This is a genomic window from Sulfurimonas sp. (assembly GCF_014859695.1).
Taxonomy (GTDB): domain Bacteria; phylum Campylobacterota; class Campylobacteria; order Campylobacterales; family Sulfurimonadaceae; genus Sulfurimonas.
In genome coordinates this window covers 1-22727 of sequence record NZ_JACUTS010000032.1, presented here as the reverse complement: position 1 = coordinate 22727, position 22727 = coordinate 1, and the positions used below count along the sequence as shown (strand labels likewise).

20 protein-coding genes are annotated in these 22727 nt (G+C 40.2%); 13 read left to right on the top strand and 7 right to left on the bottom strand.

The window, feature by feature from the left end:
- Positions 1–234: 234 nt before the first annotated feature.
- Positions 235–1299, bottom strand: a complete 1065-nt coding sequence (locus IBX42_RS07180; RefSeq protein ID WP_294930929.1) for an NAD-dependent epimerase — start codon at positions 1297–1299, stop codon at positions 235–237.
- Positions 1300–1311: 12 nt separating this feature from the next.
- Entirely contained in the window at positions 1312–2547 is a 1236-nt protein-coding gene (locus IBX42_RS07175; protein WP_294930926.1) for a nucleotide sugar dehydrogenase, read from the bottom strand.
- Between the two features lie 333 nt (positions 2548–2880).
- Between IBX42_RS07175 and flgA the strand changes: the two genes are divergently transcribed.
- The 6 genes from flgA (at position 2881) to IBX42_RS07145 (ending at position 6678) form a co-directional block, all read left to right on the top strand.
- Positions 2881–3750: a flagellar basal body P-ring formation chaperone FlgA gene (gene flgA, locus IBX42_RS07170; protein ID WP_294930923.1), complete on the top strand. Its 870-nt coding sequence runs from the start codon at positions 2881–2883 to the stop codon at positions 3748–3750.
- Positions 3747–4274, top strand: a complete 528-nt coding sequence (locus tag IBX42_RS07165) for a UbiX family flavin prenyltransferase (RefSeq protein WP_294930920.1) — start codon at positions 3747–3749, stop codon at positions 4272–4274. Before flgA ends, IBX42_RS07165 begins: the two co-directional genes overlap by 4 nt.
- Entirely contained in the window at positions 4274–4765 is a 492-nt protein-coding gene (coaD, locus tag IBX42_RS07160) for a pantetheine-phosphate adenylyltransferase (RefSeq protein ID WP_294930917.1), read from the top strand. The genes IBX42_RS07165 and coaD overlap by 1 nt, the downstream gene beginning before the upstream one ends.
- Complete coding sequence (gene tmk, locus IBX42_RS07155) at positions 4750–5322, top strand: dTMP kinase (protein WP_294930915.1); 573 nt, start codon at positions 4750–4752, stop codon at positions 5320–5322. Before coaD ends, tmk begins: the two co-directional genes overlap by 16 nt.
- A gap of 14 nt (positions 5323–5336) precedes the next feature.
- Positions 5337–6047, top strand: coding sequence for an MOSC domain-containing protein (locus tag IBX42_RS07150; RefSeq protein ID WP_294930912.1), 711 nt, complete (start codon positions 5337–5339; stop codon positions 6045–6047).
- A gap of 82 nt (positions 6048–6129) precedes the next feature.
- Entirely contained in the window at positions 6130–6678 is a 549-nt protein-coding gene (locus tag IBX42_RS07145; RefSeq protein ID WP_294930909.1) for an HPP family protein, read from the top strand.
- Here IBX42_RS07145 and IBX42_RS07140 read toward each other — a convergent pair.
- The gene (locus IBX42_RS07140) at positions 6647–7684 is read right to left on the bottom strand and encodes a protoglobin domain-containing protein (protein WP_294930906.1); all 1038 of its coding nucleotides are present in this window, start codon (positions 7682–7684) and stop codon (positions 6647–6649) included. The two genes, IBX42_RS07145 and IBX42_RS07140, sit on opposite strands and share 32 nt — an antisense overlap.
- 174 nt (positions 7685–7858) lie before the next feature.
- Between IBX42_RS07140 and hisS the strand changes: the two genes are divergently transcribed.
- The 7 genes from hisS (at position 7859) to IBX42_RS07105 (ending at position 17103) form a co-directional block, all read left to right on the top strand.
- On the top strand, positions 7859–9070 hold the full coding sequence (gene hisS / locus IBX42_RS07135) for a histidine--tRNA ligase (protein ID WP_294930903.1): 1212 nt from the start codon (positions 7859–7861) through the stop codon (positions 9068–9070).
- Positions 9070–10797, top strand: a complete 1728-nt coding sequence (locus IBX42_RS07130; RefSeq protein WP_294930900.1) for an FMN-binding glutamate synthase family protein — start codon at positions 9070–9072, stop codon at positions 10795–10797. Before hisS ends, IBX42_RS07130 begins: the two co-directional genes overlap by 1 nt.
- A gap of 10 nt (positions 10798–10807) precedes the next feature.
- A complete protein-coding gene (gene speA, locus IBX42_RS07125) occupies positions 10808–12637 on the top strand; it encodes a biosynthetic arginine decarboxylase (RefSeq protein WP_294930897.1) in 1830 nt (609 codons plus the stop codon).
- Between the two features lie 9 nt (positions 12638–12646).
- Complete coding sequence (gene cysE, locus IBX42_RS07120) at positions 12647–13348, top strand: serine O-acetyltransferase (RefSeq protein WP_294930894.1); 702 nt, start codon at positions 12647–12649, stop codon at positions 13346–13348.
- A 45-nt stretch (positions 13349–13393) separates the two neighbouring features.
- Positions 13394–14563, top strand: a complete 1170-nt coding sequence (locus tag IBX42_RS07115) for a pyridoxal phosphate-dependent aminotransferase (RefSeq protein WP_294930891.1) — start codon at positions 13394–13396, stop codon at positions 14561–14563.
- A 166-nt stretch (positions 14564–14729) separates the two neighbouring features.
- Positions 14730–16226, top strand: a complete 1497-nt coding sequence (locus tag IBX42_RS07110) for a SulP family inorganic anion transporter (protein ID WP_294930888.1) — start codon at positions 14730–14732, stop codon at positions 16224–16226.
- A 1-nt stretch (position 16227) separates the two neighbouring features.
- Positions 16228–17103 carry a universal stress protein gene (locus IBX42_RS07105; protein WP_294930885.1) on the top strand — a complete coding sequence of 292 codons (876 nt, stop codon included), beginning with the start codon at positions 16228–16230 and terminating at the stop codon, positions 17101–17103.
- Positions 17104–17129: 26 nt separating this feature from the next.
- On the opposite strand, the gene IBX42_RS07100 is transcribed toward IBX42_RS07105, so the two are convergent.
- Genes IBX42_RS07100 through lpxD form a run of 4 tightly spaced genes read right to left on the bottom strand, consistent with a single transcriptional unit; the run spans position 17130 to position 22660 of the window.
- A complete protein-coding gene (locus IBX42_RS07100) occupies positions 17130–19778 on the bottom strand; it encodes a translocation/assembly module TamB domain-containing protein (RefSeq protein WP_294930882.1) in 2649 nt (882 codons plus the stop codon).
- Positions 19775–21469, bottom strand: coding sequence for a BamA/TamA family outer membrane protein (locus tag IBX42_RS07095; protein ID WP_294930878.1), 1695 nt, complete (start codon positions 21467–21469; stop codon positions 19775–19777). Before IBX42_RS07095 ends, IBX42_RS07100 begins: the two co-directional genes overlap by 4 nt.
- 20 nt (positions 21470–21489) lie before the next feature.
- Entirely contained in the window at positions 21490–21693 is a 204-nt protein-coding gene (locus tag IBX42_RS07090) for a hypothetical protein (RefSeq protein WP_294930875.1), read from the bottom strand.
- A 13-nt stretch (positions 21694–21706) separates the two neighbouring features.
- A complete protein-coding gene (gene lpxD, locus IBX42_RS07085) occupies positions 21707–22660 on the bottom strand; it encodes a UDP-3-O-(3-hydroxymyristoyl)glucosamine N-acyltransferase (RefSeq protein WP_294930872.1) in 954 nt (317 codons plus the stop codon).
- Positions 22661–22727: the final 67 nt, after the last annotated feature.

Genomic DNA, 22727 nt, shown 5'->3' with positions numbered 1-22727 from the left:
TGTGTGTTATAAGAAAAAGTGATTATTTACGCACCCAAATTTTTCATTAAGTCGCAAGTATATAGATAGCAGGTTGTTTTTGCAAGTGTTTGCCTTTTTGAGTTTTGTAAATTATAACAAAATTTTGGCTTGAGTTTATAAGGGAGATCCTTCGCTTCGCTCAGGATGACGGAAATGGGGCGTGCAGGATGACAAACGCTCGTCACTCTGAGTGAGCGTAGCGAGTGAAGAGTCCTATTCTTCAGATTTATAAAACCCTTTATACCACTTCACAAACTTCTCTACTCCGACATCCAAAGATGTTTCTGGCTTATACCCAAAGTCATTCATTAGACCGCTTACGTCTGCATAGGTAGAGACCACGTCACCGTCTTGCATATCCATAAAGTTTTTCTTAGCCTCTTTGCCGAGTGAAATTTCGAGTGTTTTTATGAAGTCTAGAAGCTGGACGGGTTCGTTGTTTCCTATGTTGTAGATTCTGTAAGGTGCAGTTGAGCGGTCGGCTGTGAGGTTTTTAGATTGCCACGCTTCGCTCGCAATGACAGCAGTTGCCGGGTTGTCTATAACTTTAATTATGCCATCCACTATATCGTCTATGTAGGTAAAATCCCTGCTCATGTTGCCGTGGTTAAATACCTTTATGGCTCTGTCGTTTAAAATCGCATCTGCAAAGAGCATAGGTGCCATGTCGGGTCTTCCCCACTCGCCATAAACTGTAAAAAATCTCAGTCCTGTTGCTTGAATGCCGTAAAGATGAGAGTAAGAGTGCGCCATCATCTCATTTGATTTTTTAGTGGCCGCGTAGAGGCTTATCGGGTGGTCCGTATGGTCACTTGTCTTAAAAGGCTGTGATTTGTTAAGTCCATATACTGATGAACTGCTTGCATATGCTAAGTTTTTTACGCCAAAGTTTCTGCAAGCCTCCAAAATATTTAAAAATCCAACTACATTACTTTGGATGTAAGCGTGCGGATTTTCTATGGAGTATCGCACACCCGCCTGAGCGGCAAGGTTACAAACTGCGTCGAATTTTTCGGTTTCAAAAAGGTTATTTATGGATTGCGTGTCTTCAAGACTAGCTTTGATAAATTTATGCTTTGAATACTTTGAGGATAAGATTGCCACGCTATGCTCGCAATGACCATATATCCCAAGTTCAGCCAGTCTTGCATATTTTAGGTTCACATCATAATAGTCATTTATGTTGTCAAGACCAACAACTTCATCGCCACGTTCAAGCAGTTTTTTTGCAAGGTGAAAACCAATAAATCCTGCCGTTCCTGTTACTAGTATCTTCAAATCAAAATCCTCTCAACTATCGCTATTAAATATATCTCTGGTATAAACTTTATCTTTTACATCCATAATGCTCTCACTCAATCTGTTTGCAACTATGACGTCGCTTATCTTTTTAAACTCGTCCAAATCTTTTATGACTCTTGAGTTAAAAAAGTCATCTTCTTGACATGCAGGTTCATAGATGACGACCTCTATCCCTTTTGCTTTTATACGCTTCATAATGCCCTGAATTGCAGAGCTTCTGAAGTTATCCGAGCCTGTTTTCATAACAAGTCTGTATATTCCAACTGTACCAGTTGGAGTTGATTGTTGATGGTTGATAGTTGATAGTTTCTTTATGATTGAATCTGCTATAAAATCTTTTCTCGTGCTGTTTGATTTTACAATCGCCTCTATCAAATTTGATGGCACTTGAGCATAATTTGCAAGGAGCTGTTTTGTATCTTTTGGCAGGCAGTATCCGCCGTATCCGAAACTTGGGTTGTTGTAGTGTGTGCCGATGCGCGGGTCAAGCCCTACTCCCTCTATGATCTGCTTTGTGTCAAGTCCATGCGTCTGCGCGTAAGAGTCAAGCTCGTTAAAATATGCAACTCTCATGGCAAGGTAGGTGTTTGCAAAAAGCTTTATCGCTTCGGCTTCGGTGCTGTCGGTAAAAAGGATGGGAATATCTTTTTTGATGGCACCCTCGGCTAAAAGATTTGCAAATATCTCAGCTCTTTTGCTCTTCTCTCCGACAATAATGCGGCTTGGGTAGAGGTTGTCATGAAGAGCCAAACCCTCTCTTAAAAACTCAGGCGAGAAGATGATGTTGTCCGTTTTAAACTTCTCCTTTAGGCTCTTTACGTAGCCTACTGGAATCGTTGATTTTATGACCATTGTCGTATTTGGATTTATGCTTAAAACATCGGCGATTACGTACTCAATACTCTTTGTATTGAAATAGTTTGTCTGTGCGTCATAGTCAGTCGGGGTAGCAATGATGACATAGTCGGCATCTCTGTATGCCAGCTCTTTGTCCAGCGTTGCAGTGAAGCTTCCAGCTTCAGTCGATGGTGGATAGTTGTTAGTGGTTAGTTTTGTAAGGTACTCTTCTATCTCTTTGTCTTCTATAGGCGACATACCTTTGTTTAACATCTCTACTTTCTCAGGAATTATGTCAAGTGCAACCACTTCGTTATGTTGCGCTAAAAGTAGTCCATTTGAAAGACCTACATATCCTGTTCCCGCTATTGCTATTTTATAACCCATTTTATACCAAAACCTTGTTTATTGTTTTATGAAAAGGATTATACTAAAGGATGACTTAAACTCGTCTATTTTTGTATTATATTGTAAAACTAGATTCTGAATAATCAGATGGCAAACGCTCGTCACTCTGAGTGAGTGTAGCGAGTGAAGAGTCTCTGCTGAAGTTCAGGGAGATCCTTCGCTTCGCTCAGGATGACGGGGAAGGCGCTCAGGATGACGGGGAAGGCGCTCAGGATGACGGGGGAGGCACTCAGGATGACGGGGGAGGCGATTAGGAAACGGATAGAGCTCTATTTATGTTAGAATACCAAAAAAATTCTGGTCGGTCTGCTTATGCTATTTAAACTTTTTATCTTTTTTCTCATCAGCTTCAACCTCCACGCAAACATCGAACTTGAGGGTGTTTACTATGTTGAGAGTAGAGAGGTAAACTCCTCGGTTGTTACGCAGGATGAAAAAGGGAGTTTTCACATCTTGACCATTACTGAGAGTGACTACTTGGCAAAGATAAAAAGCAAAGATTTAGTAGAGTTACTTCATAAAAACGGCTATAAAAACTACAAACACAAAAGCAGCTACGTCAACTTTGTTTTAAAGAGCCCAATCGATACATCTTTGATAAAAAATAGGGTTCGTGAGTACTACGAAAAAAAGTATGATGCCATAGAGATAGAAGATGTTGTCATAGAGCCAAGAGCCTACATGCAGAATCTTCCCGATGAGTATGTCGTGGAGATTAGAGAGCGGGATTATCTCTTCAAAGACGGCACCATTAGCATTAAAACTCCCCAAAATATGAAGTACTTTTTCAACTACTACATAAAAGCTTATCTTAGTGTATATGAGAGCAGAGAGATCATAAAAAAAGATACCAAAATCTCGCCTCTGCACTACATGCAAAAAAAGGTTCTCCTAGATAGGTTTAGAGCAAAGCCGCTTCAAAACATTGACAACACCCAGTTGCAGGCAAAGCGCCACATACCAAAGGGTAGAGTCATCACACACAGTGACGTTGAGTTGTTTGATGTGGTTAGAAGAGATGCTATGATAAACGTGAGTATGTTTAAAGATGGCATGGTCATAACATTTAGTGCAAAAGCACTTCAAGACGCTAAAGTAAATGATATAATAAAAGTCCAAAACAGCAACGGAAAAATTTTAAAAGTAAGAGTTACAGGCAATAACAGAGCGGAGCTAGAGTGAAAAAACGTAAAATAGTAGTGGCAACCAGCGGGGCAAGCGGAGTAAATCTCGGCTTAAAGATAGTAGACCTGCTCCCAAAAGAGATAGAGAAGCATTTCATCATGACAAAAAACTCCGAAGTGGTTTTAGACAAAGAGATGGGTGCGACCATTCATGACAACGCAGATATATCGGCTAGCATATCATCTGGCTCTTTTGGGGTTGATGCTATGATAATAGCGCCCTGCAGTATGAACACGCTCGCAAAGATAGCATGCGGTATTGCCGACAACTTGGTAACTAGATGTGCGAGCGTTATGATAAAAGAGCATAAAAAGCTCATTTTAGCCCCTCGCGAGATGCCCTTTTCTGCAATAGCACTTGAAAATATGCACAAACTAGCAACTCTTGGCGTCATTATAGCACCTCCTGTTATGGCGTACTACTCAGAGCAGCAGACGCTTGATGAGATGGAAAACTTTCTCATAGGAAAGTGGTTTGATCTTCTGGATATAGAAAATAGTCTTTATAAAAGGTGGGAGTAGTGAAAAAAATAGCAATCTATCCGGGAACTTTCGACCCGATAACAAATGGACATTTCGACATCATTGAGAGAACACTTCTTCTTTTTGACAAGCTCATAATCGCAGTGGCTCTCTCAGAGGATAAAAGACCGATGTTTACGCTTGAGCAAAGAATTGACATGGTTAAAGAGTCTGTAAAAGGCATAGATAATGTCATCGTCGTTGGGTTCGACAACCTAACCGTCGAGCTTGCACGCACCTACGATGCAACCGTTCTAATACGCGGTTTGCGTGCGGTAAGTGACTTTGAGTATGAACTCCAGCTTGGGTACCTGAACAACTCGCTTGATGATACCATAGAGACCGTCTACCTTATGCCAAAACTACAGCATGCATTTATTAGTTCTTCAATTGTGAGAAATCTTCTGAAATTTAATGCAAAAACAGAACATCTCCTGCCAAAAGAGGTTCAAAACATCATAGGAAATATGAAATCATGTACATTGCGATAGAGGGAATCGACACCGCCGGCAAAAGCACGCAAATAGAGTGTTTGCGTTCACATTTTACAGATGCAATCATTACAAAAGAGCCCGGTGGAACTGAAGCCGGAAAAGAGATAAGAGAGATAGTTTTAAGCGCAAAAACAAAGAGTAAAAAGGCTGAATTTTTGCTCTTTTTAGCAGACCGCGCAGAACATATGAAAGAGGTGATTGAACCAAATCTGGACAAGATGATAATCTCCGACAGAAGTGTGGTAAGCGGCGTTGCCTATGCGCTTGTACAGGGCGAAATCAGTGAAACAGCAATCGTGCACTTAAACAGATTTGCAACAGGCGGCATCTATCCGCAAAAAGTTTTTTTGCTTTATCTTACAAAAGAGGAGCTAAAGTTCAGACTCTCTCAAAAAAAACTAGACGGCATTGAGCTAAGAGGCGAAGAGTACCTTTTAAAAATTCAAGAAGCACTAATTACCTCCGCAAAACTCCTAAATATAGAACTTGTCACGGTTGATGCGACAAAAAACATAGATGAAATAACTCAAGAGATATTAAACAATATGAAATAGGGAGTGCTAATTAGATGAGTCAAAAACTAGCAAATGTCTTACAACTAAAAGTTGCAAAAGTCACAAAAAACAAGAAACTCGACAGCAAAAAAGAGTTTGAATCTGGCATAAAAAAGTACCCTCTAGATAAAGCGTTTATAACAAAAACAGGCTTTCGCGGAGATGAAGTTGCAGACCTTATACATCACGGCGGAGAGACAAAAGCGGTTCTTTTTTTCTCTAGCAAGACATACGAAAAACTAAACAAACTAAGCGGCAATAGCTTTGAGCATGACGACATGGCACACTATGGAGAAAACCTTTTAGTCGATGAGATTGATGAAGCGGATATCTGTGTCGGCGATATTCTTAAAGTCGGAGAGGCTACTTTTGAAGTATCTCAGCCAAGACAGCCATGCTGGAAACTCTCTGCAAACACTTCTACTAAGCCCATGACCGGCATTATCTACAATAACGGTTTAACCGGATGGTATGCAAGGGTAGTCCAAGAGGGAGAGGTCAAAAAGGGCGACGATGTTATTCTTGTAAAAAGAGCCTACCCGGAACTTACTATAAAGGCGCTAAACAGAGTTATCGTAGATCCTCTTAGTGACAAAGAAGTGACGCTTCAAGCCATGAAGTGCCCAGTTTTGGGGGAACAGTTTAAAGCTTCACTTGAAGGAAGAGCAAAACTGAGAGAGCCAAAAAACGAACCGTTTCGCTACCATAACGAGCCTCAAGAATAAAATACAAAGTTGATATATATCAACAAAACTTACTTAGAAAATGCTTATCATACGTCAAATTTAATTTATAAGTGAGTGGCGTTTGAAAAAATACTTTGCAAGAATGCGATCAAAAGAGAGACGTCCGGCAAGAAAAACGATGAGTAAGATACTTTGGTCGACTCTTGGCGCTTTTGTAAGCATCTATCTGCTCTCTTTGTTTAGTCAATATTTTTCGCCTCAGGACGGTTTCTTTCTGCTTGGTTCTTTCGGGGCTTCGGCAGTACTCATTTACGGTGCGCCTGATGCCGCTTTTTCGCAGCCTAGAAACCTGCTTGGCGGTCACGTACTCTCTGCGCTAATATCTGTTTTTTTAGTAAAATTTTTCGGGGATTCACTAGAAATTGAGCTCCTTTGTGCTCTGAGCGTCTCTCTCTCCGTTTTAATAATGCACTTCACTCTAACCATGCACCCTCCGGGCGGTGCAACGGCTCTTATTTACATTATAGGAAGCGAAGAGATAAGATCTATTGGGTGGTTCTACCCAATAACACCTATTGCTGCAGGAGCGCTTATAATGCTCCTTGTAGCGCTTATTATAAACAATCTCTCGAGCAACTCTAAGAGGCACTATCCACTTTATTGGTACTAACTCCAACTATTTTTTTTACGCCTACCAGCCAGTAAGAGACTGCAAGTGCCACTATAACAGCGCCTATTACCAAAAGCTCTTTGCCGCTCTCCGATGAGAGAGAGTAGATAAGCACTTTACGTATGAGAGCCGCCATAGCAAGCATAATAAATGCCCCGATGGCAAAGCCTTTGCCTTGAAGATGCTCTATCTCTTCATGAATGAGCTCTATTGCCGCCCAAAGAACAAGCAGACTTCCTAGAACCGTTAAAATACCCTTCTCTATCCCTATATCTGAAAAAAAGAGAAGATATATATCGTATCCGAAAAGTCCTATGGCAAAAAATGCTACCAGTGCCAATGAACCGGCTAGAAAAAAGTTTACGTAAGAGTTAAATCTTTTAAGACCGGAGAGAACTGTTTTTTCAAATTTGGACATAGAGAGAAACTTTCCAAGCTCCTCCTCTCTGTATGAACTGGTAAGTGTGTCTAGATTTATATCTATGATCTTTTCTACTGCGTCTATCTCCATCATGCTTCGTCTATCATCTTGAGAATTCTCATGAAGGTTTTTAATGACAAAGGTTCTAACAAAAGTAAATGCAGAGTTGACGTAGTGTGTAGGAAGCCCGATGCGTACATGTATCTCTCCTATTTTGTAGAGATATGTAAAATATTCAAGATCATATTTTCCGCAAAAAAGATTTACAAACCATGCTTTTATCTTTGTTCTATGATAATCAATAATCTTTTGATTTTTCAAAAACTTTGCAGTTGATCCAAACCCCCAAATATAGTCATAAAACTCCTCTATAAATCTGTTTGAAAGCTCCTCCATTCTAGGTTGAAGCTCTTTTAAGATTAGAGCCTCCTCTTTTGTAAACTTATAGTGCTCTTTTAAGCTCTGATGCTGCTGCATATTTTGCCCTTTTATGATGTTACGCACTAAAACGAACGCGTCCGTTTTAGTGGCAGGGACAAAGGTCCCTACAACCCCCTTGTCATGGAGTATGCCATTGGTTAGCATACCTAAAAGCTACGAAAAACTTGGTTTTTCGAGAATTACAAGGTGTTTAACGCACTTTTCATAAAAGTGCGTAATGTCAGTTAATAAGATGGATTATAACTAAATATAAGATAAAAATGGTATCCTTTCATTTAAAAAAATAACTACACTTTATGACAAATAAGAAGGACATAGATGATTGCTTCACTCAGGGGAATGAACGATATTTTAAGCGAAGATTATGAGAGATTTACATACTTTATAGAGACAGCCTCAGAAATTGCAAAAAACTATGGCTTTCATTTCATTGAAACTCCGCTTCTGGAAGAGACTGCTCTTTTTAAACGCTCTGTCGGCGAATCAAGCGATATTGTCGGCAAAGAGATGTACCAGTTTATCGACAAAGGCGAGAATGATGTCTGCCTTCGCCCTGAGGGAACTGCAGGAGTCGTTCGGGCATTTATACAAAAAAAACTTGACCGCGCAGGCGGGATTCACCGTTTTTTCTACCATGGGGCAATGTTTCGCTATGAGAGACCGCAAAAAGGAAGACTGAGACAGTTCCATCAGTTCGGAGTGGAGAGTTTCGGCGTCGATAGCGTTTATGAAGATGCCGCTATGATTATGATGGTCAGCGATATTTTAAGCAAGCTTGGAATCAGCTACAGACTACAGCTCAACTCTCTTGGTTGCAGCGAGTGTATGCCTAGCTACAAAGAGTCTCTCGTTGATTATGTCAGAAAATGTCAAGACGGTATCTGTATCGACTGCCAAAGAAGAGTGGAGACAAATCCCATAAGAGTGCTTGACTGCAAAAACGGCTCATGTCAGGAGCTTTACGTTGAAGCTCCAAAAATTACCCAAAATCTCTGTGCGTCATGCAGCAGCGATTTTTCTGCGCTACAGAGCATCTTGGACGATAACTCGATTGCGTATGAGGTAGATTCGAACCTCGTAAGAGGACTTGACTACTACTCAAAGACCGCATTTGAGTTTATAAGCGATGAGATAGGAAGCCAAAGCGCGATTGCCGGAGGCGGAAGATATGACAAACTTGTAGAGTTTTTGGATGGTCGCCCTACTCCTGCTGTGGGTTTTGCCATGGGAATTGAGAGACTTATGGAACTTATAAAGATGCCTGAGCCTAAGAAAGATGGCTACTATATGGGTGCGATGGATGATGAAGCGTTGCAGAGCGTAGTCAAGATTGCCCACAAAAAGAGAAAAAACCACACTATTCTCGTGGACTACAAATCTAAAAACCTTAAAAACCATCTAAAAGCGGCAGATAAACTTAACGCAAAATATTGTGCCGTTATAGGCTCAGACGAGATGAAAAACAAAACTATCTGGGTGAAAAATCTAGAAGATAAAACCGAAGATACCATGCCGATAGCGGAATTTTAATGGAATTTATTCACTCTTTTTGGAGTTTTTTCATAGATTTTTTTGAGTTTTTTATGCTCATTCTCCTTCTCTTTTTAGTACATCTCTTTATCTATGACAAATATGTACAAAGAAACCACGCACTCCTCATAAACTACCCTATCATCGGGAGAATGCGTTACCTTTTTGAAGCGCTCAGAGAACCGCTGCGCCAATACTTTGCAGATGAGTCGTTCTATGCTTCGCGCGACAAAATAGAGTGGGTATACAAGGCCGCAAAGGATGTTCCAAACTATAAATCATTTTCCGTATCTCAGCCGTTTGAAGGCTCAAGATTTATCATAAAACACTCTTCAAGCGTTTTAAATGAGGATGAAGTCAGCGATGACGTAAGCGTGATTTTCGGAAAAGATAGGGAAAATCCGTTTATATCCCACTCCCCCATTATCCGTTCTGCTATGAGCGATGGAGCACTTAGCCCTGAAGCTACCCGTGCGTTTTCAATTGCAGGAGCCGCAACAGGACTTACTATTAACACAGGAGAAGGCTCTCTTACCTCCAACCACCTATTTACTCATAAACCGGATTTAAAAAACTGCGGATATCTGGAGATTGTAAAAAGCACTACGCTCTCAGAGATAGCTTTTAAAGTAGTCGAGAAACTCTTTAACCGTGCTCTTGCCCTAAAAGCATACAGAACGATTTTACTTCATGAAAAGACTCAAAATACCTACATCTATGACAAAGCTTCTCATGTGCTCTTTCGCGTAAACTGGGATGCACCTATAGAGACATTCCCAAAAGAGGTTCCATCAGACATACCAAATATGACCTTTCAGATGAGCTCCGGTCTCTACGGAGTTCGCGACAAAGATGGAAAATTTGATGAACTGAGATATCAAAAAGTTATGAAGTTTTGCCGCATGACGGAGATTAAGATAGCCCAAGGCGCAAAACAGACCGGCGGAAAGCTTGCAGGTTCAAAAGTATCGGCAGATATAGCATACTACAGAGGCGTAGAAGAGGGAAAAGATCTCTTCTCTCCAAACCGTTTTCCTTATGCAGATTCGACTGCGCATCTTTTGGATTTTGTGCAAAAACTTCAAAATATCTCTAAAAAACCCGTCGGCTTTAAGATAGTTATCTCGGATGCAGCTTCTGTTGAAGAGATAGCAAAAGAGATTGCAAAACGAAAAAATGAGGGAAAATCTATACCCGATTTCATAACAGTAGACAGCGGCGAAGGAGGAAGTGCCACGGCTCCTCTTGAACTTATGGAGTCCGTTGGTTTAACTACAAACAACGCTCTTTATGTTTTAGATACAATTCTCTCAAAATATGGCGTTCGCGAAGATATAAAGATAATAGCAAGCGGAAAGATTCTAACTCCAGATGATATTATTATCACTATGGCTATGGGTGCGGATGCCGTAGGAATAGGCAGAGGGTTTATGATGAGCGGCGGCTGTATCCGTGCTCGCATGTGTTCAGGCTTTGGCTCACATGTCTGTCCAGTGGGAATGGCAACACAAGACCCAAAACGCAGAGCCTCTTACCTCGTTGTCAAAAAAGGTTTGGAGATAGGACACTATCATAAAAATCTTGTTAAAAATATAAAGGTTCTTTTATCGGTTATGGGTATTAAACATATATCCCAGCTCGATAAAAAGCATCTTACTTTTAAAAACAGAAGCGGTGAAATATATTTTGATATAGATAAATATTTTCATCATAAATTACATATATAGGTGGATAAATTTGAAAAATTTCGGTCTTAATATCTGGTCTAACAACAATTTTATTATTGAAGACGGTCAGATAAAACTCAACTACAAGTGTATGCCTTCGCTTCTTCAAATCGTTGAAGACATTCGTGCGGATGATGTAAGAGGTCCTATTTTGCTTAGATTTCCGCATCTCATCAAGAGCCAAATCAGGACCCTTTATAGTTACTTCGACAAAGCCATACAGCAAAACAACTATAGAGGAAGCTTCAATGCCGTCTTTCCTCTAAAAGTAAATCAGTTTCCGCATGCAGTCGATGCCGTAACATCTCAGGGAGCGCAGTATAACTATGGTCTTGAAGCGGGTTCAAAAGCGGAGCTTATTTTAGCTATGAGCAAAACTCCAAGCGGTGCAAATATTACCGTCAACGGTTTCAAAGACAAAGAGATGATTACTCTCGGTTTTATCGCTGCGCAAAGCGGTCACAATATCACTATCACTATTGAGGGTTTGGGCGAGCTTGAAACCATCATAGAGGTGGCGCAAGAGTGCAATCTAAAAGTTCCAAACATTGGCATAAGAGTAAGGCTTCACAGCACAGGAAGTGGTATCTGGGCTAAGAGCGGGGGGATGGATGCAAAGTTTGGTCTTACCTCTACGGAGATTATTGAGGCAATCTCACTTCTAAAAGATGCGAAACTGCTTAACAAACTCAACATGGTTCACTTCCATATAGGCTCGCAGATGTCAGACATCGCACCGCTTAAAAAAGCTCTTAGAGAGGCGGGAAATATCTACGCAGAACTCAAAAAGATGGGAGCCGATTCACTAAAGAGCATCAACATCGGCGGAGGCTTGGCGGTAGAGTACGACCAGCATGTTATGTCGAGTGCAAGAAACTACTCAATCGATGAGTTTTCAAGCAGTGTTGTCTTTTTGCTCGGCGAGATTATGAATGCTAAAAATGTTGACCATCCAAATATTTTTACAGAATCAGGACGCTTCATAGTAGCTTCTCATGCTGTTTTAATCACGCCTGTTTTGGAGCTTTTCACGCAGGATTATCAAGAGAAACTCATAAACTTTAAAGAGGTAAATCCGCCTCTTCTTGTTGAGCTTATAGAGCTAAACGACCTCTTAAACAACACGAACTGTATCGAGTATCTGCATGATGCACTTGACCACATGGAGTCGCTGCTTACACTTTTTGATCTAGGTTATATAGACCTGCAAGACCGCTCAAACGCAGAGATTTTGGTGCACAATATTATAAAAAAGGCGCTCTATCTAAAATCTTCAAATCCGACAGACGAGCTTGCACAGCTTCAGGTAAAGTTGCAGGAGAGATATCTTATAAATGCATCCATATTTCAAAGTCTGCCTGATTACTGGGGATTGGGACAGCACTTTCCCGTTATGCCTCTGCATCATCTCAATACAACCCCGCTAAGAGCTGCTTCTTTGTGGGACATCACTTGTGACAGCGACGGAGAGATAGGCTTCAACCCTGATAAACCTCTCTATCTCCATGACGTAAATCTTGATGAAGAGGAGTACTTTTTAGGATTTTTCAATGTCGGAGCATATCAGGAGACTTTGGGAATGAACCACAATCTCTTTACCCATCCAAGTGAATACACCGTCACTATTGATGAGTACTCTTACGAGATTAAAAATGCGGTTGAATCCAAAAGCATACTAGATATTTTGGATTCCATAGGTTATGATGCAAAAGAGCTCTCAAACAAACTTAAAAGTGATCTCTCTGGCTCTGATTTTATTACAGGACAAGAAAAAAATGATACACTTGCAAAATTAGAACTTTTTTTACATCAAAATGGTTATTTAAGAACTACAAACTAGGAGTTAAACGTGGGAATTTATGCTGACATCAAAGAAGATTTTTCAAATGCTTACAAAAATGATCCGGCACTAAACTCTAAACTTGACTTTTTGTTTAACTACCCCGGCGTTTGGGCTGTAGCTTGGTACAGAATAGCAAATAGACTCTATAAAGCCAACTTCAAAAGTCTTGCAAGAATCATCATGGGCTTAAACCAATTTTTAACAAACATAGATATTCACCCCGGTGCGGTAATCGGCAGAAGGGTTTTTATAGATCATGGATTTGGTGTTGTTATAGGGCAAACTACCGTTGTAGAAGACGATGTGCTTATTTATCAGGGCGTTACTCTGGGCGGAGTTTCGCTTACGCACGGTAAAAGACATCCTACTATCAAAAAAGGTGCTGTAATAGGCGCCGGAGCAAAAATTTTAGGGAATATTACAATCGGAGAGTATGCAAAGATAGGCGCAAACTCTGTTGTTGTAAAAGCGGTTCCTGACAATGCTACTGCAATTGGTATACCTGCTCATGTTATAGAGAAAGGGAGATGTAGAGATCCGCTAATGCACAACCTTCTCCCCGACATTAACAAAGAGATGTTTGAGTATCTTCTTAAGCGTGTTGCCGTCCTTGAGCATATCTTGGTCAAAGATAATAAAGAGCTTCTTGAACAAGACCTTCAACTTGAAAACATTTACGAATCTTTTATCCGCGCTATGAAAAACTAAAAATATTTTAGTATAATTCCGCAATATTCTCAAAAAGGGTTTAATATGCTAACAGACCGTATTAACACGCTATCCGAATCGATCACAATTGCAATCTCGACACTTGCAGGCGAGCTTAAAGCTCAAGGTAAAGATATCATCAGCTTCTCAGCAGGTGAGCCTGATTTCGATACGCCTCGCGTTATCAAAGATGCTGCCATTGCAGCTATCAATGAGGGTTTTACGAAGTACACCGCGGTTGACGGCATCCCTGCTCTTAAAGTGGCAATTGCAAATAAGCTCAAAAGAGACAACAACCTCATGTACGCTCCAAACCAGATAATTACCAACAACGGCGCGAAGCACTCTTTGTTTAATCTCTTTGCGGCAGTTATCCAAAAAGGCGACGAGGTAATCATCCCCTCACCGTACTGGGTAACCTACCCTGAACTGGTTCTCTACTACGGCGGAACAGTTGTTGAAATCGAGACACATGATGACAATGCGTTTAAGATAACTCCAAAGCAGCTCAAAGATGCTCTTACACCAAAAACAAAGATGATAGTTTTAACAAGCCCTTCAAACCCGACGGGTGCTGTTTACTCAAGAGCAGAGCTTGAAGCCATCGGTAAAGTCCTAGAGGGAACTGACATTATTGTTGCAAGCGATGAGATGTATGAAAAACTTATCTATGAGGGCGAATTTACATCCTCGGCAGCTGTAAGCGAAGACATGTACAAACGTACGGTTACAATCAACGGCTTAAGCAAATCTGTTGCCATGACGGGCTGGAGATTCGGCTACATGGCAGCGCACAATACGGAGCTTATCCAAGCAACAAAAAAACTTCAAAGCCAAAGCACATCAAACATCAACTCAATCACGCAAAAAGCGGCAATTGCAGGCTTGGACGGTTCAGCAGATGCCGACATCGAGATGATGAGAGTCGCATTTAAAGAGCGCCGCGATGAGGCTGTAAAGCTCATTAACGCAATTGATGGACTAAGTGTCTATAAACCTGACGGTGCTTTTTATCTTTTTGTAAACATAAAAGAGCTGAGTAACGACTCTATGGAGTTTTGCAAGCAGCTTTTAGAGAAAAAAGGCGTAGCGGTAGTTCCGGGCATCGGTTTTGGAAGCGATGGATACTTTAGATTTAGCTTTGCAACCGATATAGAGAGCATCCGCAAAGGCATCAAACGCATAGAAGAGTTCGCACAAGAACTGAAGGCTTAAAGATCAATTTTAAGCTTTTTTCTATTTTATCTCTGCCATTACGATGCAGAGATAAATCCACATTTGTTTTAAATCGCTTTTTAAAAAAACTAAAAACTAAGGATAGAGAATGTGAAAACATAATCTTACACTGGATAAAAATATAAAAATATAAAAAGGATAAGTTTTGTTACAAAAATATTTTAAAAAAGAGGAGTGGTTCTCAAATATAAAAGGAGACTCACTTGCAGGAATCGTAGTTGCGCTCGCACTTATACCGGAAGCTATAGCATTCTCGATTATTGCAGGAGTCGATCCCAAAGTAGGACTTTACGCATCTTTTTGTATTGCAGTAGTCATAGCATTTGTGGGCGGTCGTGCAGGGATGATAAGTGGGGCAACCGGTGCGATGGCACTTTTAATGGTAACTCTTGTAAAAGAGAACGGTTTGGAGTATCTTCTTGCGGCTACCGTTTTAACGGGAATACTGCAGATGATTGCAGGGCACTTTAAACTCGGGCAGCTAATGAGCTTCGTCCCCCGCGCAGTCGTTGTAGGTTTTGTAAACGCACTTGCCATACTTATTTTTATGGCTCAGCTTCCGGAACTCACAAACGTCACTTGGCATGTATATGCGCTCACAGCCGCAGGTCTTGTCATTATATATCTCTTTCCATATGTCCCAAAAATCGGAACCCTCCTCCCGTCTCCTCTTATAACCATCGTCGCTATCACGCTGGTGGTCATACTGTTTGATATTGACGTAAGAAATGTCGGTGACATGGGCGCTCTTCCTGATACGCTTCCGATTTTTCTAATCCCTCAGATTCCATTTAATCTTGAAACTCTGATGATAATTTTGCCATACTCAATCTCTTTGGCTATGGTTGGTCTTTTGGAGTCTCTGATGACGGCTACAATCGTAGATGATCTAACGGATACAAAGAGTGATAAAAACAGAGAGTGCAGCGGTCAGGGCATGGCAAACATAGCATCCGGATTTATGGGCGGAATGGCAGGTTGTGCCATGATCGGTCAGTCTGTTATAAACGTAAAATCGGGCGGACGAACAAGACTCTCGACTCTTCTAGCAGGTGTGTATCTGCTTATTATGGTCGTCTTTTTAAGCAATCTGCTCTCTATAATACCAATGGCGGCACTTGTCGCAGTTATGATAATGGTTGCCATCGGTACGTTTGACTGGGGAAGCATCAAAAAACTAAAAACTCTTCCTATCTCTACAAATGTTGTTATGGTGGCAACAGTAGTTGTCGTTGTCTGGACACACAACTTGGCTCTTGGGGTATTTGTAGGCGTTCTTTTGGCATCGCTCTTCTTTGCGAACAAAATCAGCCACTTTATGTACCATGAGACATCTTATGACGAAGCAACGGATACTAGAGAGTATAAGATAATCGGGCAGGTATTTTTCAACAGTGCCGATAAATTTGTAGAATTTTTTGATTTTAAGGAAGTTGTAGAGAATATAACGATAAACTTATCCAGAGCTCACTTTTGGGATATATCTGCAGTTTATGCACTCGACAAAGTGGTTATTAAACTACGCCGTGAAGGTGCCAACGTGACGCTAATAGGTCAAAATCAGGCAAGCAGCACCATTATAGACAGATTTGGTATACATGATAAACCGGAAGAGATAGAAAAAGTTATGGGAGGACACTAAGATGCAAGATATAAAAAATATAGAACAGGCGGTTTTTGCCTGTGTTGACGGTTCAAAATACTCAGAGGCGGTATGCGATTACGCTCTTCATATAGCAAAAGAGCTGAGTCTTACTCTAGTTTTACTAAATACTATTGAACATCCGAATGCCTCATCAGTGACTAACTTGTCTGGAAATTTAACTCTTGGAGAGAGAGATGCACTGCTTGATGAACTCTCAGACGAGGATGCGCACAAGAACAGAGATACGATAAACAACGGAAAAGATCTCTTAAAAGAGCTAAGAGAGAGAGTTACTTCTAAAGGTTATACAGACGTTATCATCTCCCAAAGACACGGTACTCTTTATGAAAACCTCAAAGAGTTGGAAGATAAACTAAGGGTGGTAGTATTTGGATTCTCAGGCATGGGACATATGCAAAAAGAGGATGAAATAGGCTCTTGCGTCGAAAACATTATAAGAGATGTCGATGCTCCTATAATCTTGGTAAACAAAGAGTACACCCCGATAAAAAACGTAATGATAGCTTTTAACGGTGAGAGCGGCTCTACAAAAGCGCTAGAAGAGCTCTCCTCTTCGCCTATGCTTGGGCGTGAGATAAAAAGATACATTGTAAATGTAAACAGCAATCAAAGCAGATCCGATGAGCTGATAGATCATGCAAGAGAGATTATCAAAGATGAGACTCTTAATTGTGAATTTATCCAAAAAACCGGTGAAGCGCTTGAGAGCATCTTGGAGTGCATCGGTAATAACGATATTGATATGTTGGCAATAGGCTCATACAGCCATGGGAAACTAAAGAGCGCTCTTTTTGGAAGTTTTACGACAAAGCTTATTCAAAACGTAAAGATTCCTCTTGTTATTTTAAAATAATCTCTCTGGAGTGACCTATTTTTTCGTCACTCCCCTAATTTAAAATCTTTTATATAAAAGATGCCCACACCCTGCCCCGTCTCTTTTACATCCACGTCTATTCTTACCGATCTACTGAGGCTGTACTGCAGCGTCAAACTTGAGATGTCATCGTTTTTATATACAAGACGTACTTTTTTGCCAAAACGTTTTCCTATCTCATACCCAAGTGTTCCATCTTCGTTTGTTAAAATATTTAGCGTATCTATTTTCAGGTTTGCCGACTTGTCTAAAAGCCCCTTTAATCCTGCACCCAATGCCAGTGTGCTAAGAGAGCTTCTTGACGCCTCCTCCGAGGTGTCAAAAGCCGATGTCGCGCTGCTGCCAAAAAGAATATAAGAGATTATATTATCCTGGCTCATCTGCGGGTTGGATGAGAGTATAAAGACCGGCGACTCCACTCTGTTTGTTATATATATCTCTATGTCGATATTATCGAGCGTATAGTAGTGAAGATTTAGATTAAGATATGGGTTTGTGTACTCTTCATCATAAAAATATATCTCACTCTCCTCAAACTCAAACTCTCTGTCGCTTATGGTTACAGCTCCGCTATGGATTTGAAGCGTGCCCAAAATCTGCATCAATTCGCCAAACTCTTGGTATATGACTAAATTTGGAGTAACTAAAAGCTCCACATCTTTTATCTTGTACTCTATGGGTTTTGATGAGTGTACTCGAATATTTAGCTCTCGTTTCTCATGCTCTTTTTTCGGCGGTTTTATATCTTGGATGATTATAATATCTTCATCTTTGATTGCATACTCTTTTTTGGGAACATAGGTCACGACTCCCTCTAAGATGTCGATATCACCGCCAATACTCTGCGTACCGTTACTATCTACGACCGCTTGAATGTCTACCTTGAGAGTCATGTTTGCATCAGCTGATTCATAGCGAAATTTATCACTTTTTAGAGTAACATCCGCACTCATATCGGAGTAGTTTAGCTCTCCGCTTAAAAGCAGGTTATCATATATCCAAAACTCTTTTAACTCTACTACGCCGTCTTCGCCAAGAGCAATTTTGGAAGCTTTTTTGGAGAAAATTCTCTTCTGCATCACTCCAAAATTGTACTTTTTAAGTGTGACCTCCTCATCTGCATAAAAAAATTCAAAATAGGCATCTCTCTCCGTATAGATATTTTGGGTATCAACCTCTAACCTATACCATGGAATATCAACTCGTGCCTCTACTTCAACCCTGTCTTTAAAGCCTATTTTTGCGCTTATAATTGCAGAAGCATCAAAAAGCAGACTCTCATCTATAAGGTTTAATTCAAGCTCGGACAAGAGAGTCCTAATAGACTCTATATTTGCCTCCACCGTAAACTCTCTCTTTTGGATGCTTCCTTTTATATCAAACTTGCTCGAGCCCGCTTTTAAGACGCCCACAAGACCTTCTTTATCCTCAAACAGCGTTAAAGAGAGTTTGTCGGTGCCAATGCTTGCTCTAATGCTCTCTTGGTTTTTTAACACAAAGAGATTGAGTTTAGAAAACCTCTGCATATCGTACTCTTTTAGATATGGTGCATCGCTTTTTGGGTAGAGTTCGCCGACAAGCGTTACGGCATTGCTCTTTAACTCAACCTTTGCATCCAAGTCTGCATAGATGCTCTTTACTTTGAGTGAAAAATCTTGAAAATCTTTTGTCTGCGCATTTATAGCCAGATCTTTTGCCGCAAAATCAAACCTTGTAAGATTTTTATCTCTTTTTATATCAACGCTAAAGCTCTCAAATGGAAGATTGAACTCATCTTGAACTATTTTTGCTTCTATGTTTGATATAACCTCTGCATCAAACGTTACTCTGCTTTTTTGCTCAACTGCAATCTCATTATTTTCATAAAGGGCACTGTAGTTGGAGAAGAGCATAAAAAAATCATCATCAAAATTATAAGTTGCATGAAGCTCAACACTCTCTAAAACAAGATCTTCTACATCTTTAAATGCAACGCTTTTTATTGATGTTTTTAGATCTGCTTCTTTGCTTGATACATCAAAAAAGAGCTCCAGTTCACTTGGCGTATATATTAAGAAATCAAGATACTCATTATGCGTCTTTTCACTCAACAAAAGCGTAGATTTACCTTTGGCTCTGTTGGCTTTAACGCTTCCCTCAAGAGCAACTCTTGCATAAGGAGTTTGTGCCTCTAAAGTAATCTTTTGTATATCTATTTTATCTCTGAGGCTTACATCTAAAGCAGTGAGATTTAATGTGTACATCTCCTCTTTATAGGCTACTTTTACTCTTTGCAAATCTACTTTTGAGATATTAAGAGCAAAGACTGATGATTCGTCTTGGCTCTGCATCTCTAGAATCTTGTCTGCATCAACAAAAACTCCCTTGGCGCTTATGTAGCTTACTCTTGGAGTAGGATTTAGAAGCATAAGAGGATTGTACTTGATCTTTAGCTCATCAATCTCTACGCTTTGTTGATACTTCACTCCTCTTAAAACAACTCCGCTAAATAGCGTTCCTTCTACATCTTTATACTCTATGCCATACTCTATTAGATACTTTTGCGCCAGATATGGCACCACATCTTTTTGAAACAGAGCCGTAGACAAAAGAGCCGCTGCGAATAACACAAACAGAGCTATAAAATAGAAAAAAGTATAGATTTTTTTTATCAAAACAGCTCTCCTATGTGGAAATGGATTGCATACTGTTTTGTAGGATTTTCTATATCAAAACCAACATCGATAGCTATGGGACCGATTGGCGTTTTATAGCGAAGACCAAAACCGGCGCTGTAGTATCCGTTGTCATAACTCGGCATACTCTCATTGCCCAAGAATGTGTTGTCGCTAAATAGAACCCCTCTTAAATCGCCGTAGATATCAAAGCGTATCTCAGCTGTTGCCTCCAAAATAGAATTTGATCCTATCGGGTTATTTCTACCGTCTGTCGGACCTAGCTTTCTATAGGCGTATGCGCGATTACTGTGCATACCGCCTGCAAAAAAACGATACGAGGGAGGAACATCGCCCTCTTTTACGTCTAACGTTCCAAAGGTAGCTCTAAAACCCGCAATATAGTCATATATCGGTAGAATATAGCCTCCCTTGGCCTTAAACTTGTAGTATGTAGCATCCGATATATCGCTCTTTAATGAACCCATGATTTGGGAGCTTATAAAGTATCCGCTTGTTGGGTCTAGTATCTTATCTCTGGTGTCATAGCTCCACTCCAGCTTAGGGGAGATTAAAAAAATCGTATACTCCGGGGTAAGAACCAAATCTTCACTATCGTATGTTTTTGATCTCTCAAAAAGAAGGCTCTCTTTAAAGAGATGAGGAGTTCTCTTTTGCAAAAAGTAAGGCTCTGCGAAGACTCTGCTCTCTTTGAAAGCAAAAAAATCCTCATTTTCATAACCTGCTTCCAAACCTGTTGCATTTCTATTTAAAAGAGGCATGTCAAAATTTGCTTTTATGGACTGCTTTATTTGAGTTACTCTTGCCTCAATGCCTGCGGTCTTTAGGTTGCCAAAAATATTTCTATGTTTGAGACCAACCATAAATATAGCACCCTCATCACTGCTTGCCCCCACACCTGCTTTAAAACGAATAGGCTTTTTATTCTCCACTACACTCAAAGCTATATCGACACTGTTGTTTTTATTGATATTTGTGTCTATTATAGCTTTTGATATACCCTCATATCCGTACAGGCTCTCATAGCTCATAGCAATTTTATCTGAAGAGAAAAGTTCACCCTCATCCATGTATAAAAGAGACTCAAGTATCTTCGCATCGATATTTTTAGAGGGCATAATCTCTATCTTCCCAAAATAGCACCTCTCATTTTGCAAAACTTCATAATTCAAATATGCACTGTTTTTCTCGATATCTATCCACGCTTTTGCATTTAACTCCGCACGGCAAAAACTGCTGTTAGCATAGAGAATCTTAATATTTTTTTTGCTTTGTGTAAATTTGTCGGCATCAAAAATATCTCCATCCTTAAAAGGTATCTGCTTGCCTATGTCTAGTCCCGCATAATATGTAACACTTCTGACAATTATGGGTTCATTCTCTTGTATAAGAAAGGTTATGGAGTTCTCATCACTTACGTAAGATATATCCGCATGATAAAAGCCTCTCGATTTGTAGTAATCTTTTAGTGCCTGCGTGGTTAGTTCTATATCTTTTACATCTAAGGTCGGCTCGTCGGCATAAAATTCGAAAAAGTAGGGTTTATGTAGCTCTAGCGCATCATAAAGTTCTCTTGATGAAATCTCTTTATTTTGGCTAAAAAAAAGCAGAGGAGTATTAGCAAATAGAAGTGTAGAAAAAAGCAGAAAGATTAAAATTTTCTTTTTCAACTACACTCCATTATTTATAACTATTTTAACTCTTTAAGAGCCTCTATGACTTCATCTAAATTTGCAAGCGGGATATGCACCTTCCACTCAGGCTCATTTTCGTTTCCAACTAAGGATATACCGATACTTGCTACACTTGAACTTCCTGCGCCATAAGGCTCGTCTATCTTGGTTACGCTAATAACACCTTTTTTTGTTCCGTTTAATTTAATCGTTTTTGACATAAATAATCCTTTGTTAGCTTTTTATAAGTCTAGCAATTTTACCCTGAAGTTTCAACCATGATCTATGTTCCATCAATGGAAACCCGGCAAATGTTAAGCCGCTTTGGGTAATGCTTTTTGTTACACCACTTCTTGCTGCCATGGTCGTAAAAGGAGCAATGCTCAGATGTCCTGCAGTAGCACTCTGCCCTCCCAAGACAACATTTCTTCCCAAGGTAGTTGAGCCTGCAATGCCTGATTGGGCAACTATAACAGAGTATTCGCCTATAACGCAGTTGTGCCCTACCTGGACAAGATTGTCTATTCTTACACCGCGCTTTATAAGAGTTGTTCCAAAAACCGCTCTATCAATTGTAGTTGAACTTCCAATCTCCACATCATCTTCTATAACGACATTGCCGTTTTGGTATATCTTTTTGTGCTCACCCATCTTGTTCGTTGCAAAGCCAAAGCCGTCGCTTCCTATGGTAGAGTTTGCATGAATAATACACTCACTTCCGACTCTGCAGTCTCTGTATATTACCACGCCTGGATAAATAACAGTGTTATCACCTATTTGTACATTCGCACCTATATAAACATGCGCCATAATTGTACAGTTTTCGCCGATAACCGCACCCTCTGCAATCTCTGCTTTTGGCGAAACAGTGGTGCCTTTGCCTATTTTTGGCTTCTGTAGAGTTGCATCTTCAATAGGAGGTGCGAAATATTTTGAAAGCGCTGCCATCTCCCAGTATGGATGCTCAACAACCAAAGCAACACAACCTTCAGGGACAAGCTCTTCTGTAGATTTGTCTACTATTATTGCGCCCGCATTTGAGCCCTGTATCTCTTTTATATATTTTAAATTTGAGACAAAAGAGAGCTCGCTTTTTGTCGCATCCTTAAGGGTATTCATCTTTGTTATCTCAAAACTCTCGCCGCTAAAATCACACTTTAAAATCTCTGCAATCTTTTTTAAATCCATCTTCTTGCTCCTACTTGTTTAACTGACCTTACGCACTTTTGCAAAAAAGTTCGTAAATACCTCTAAT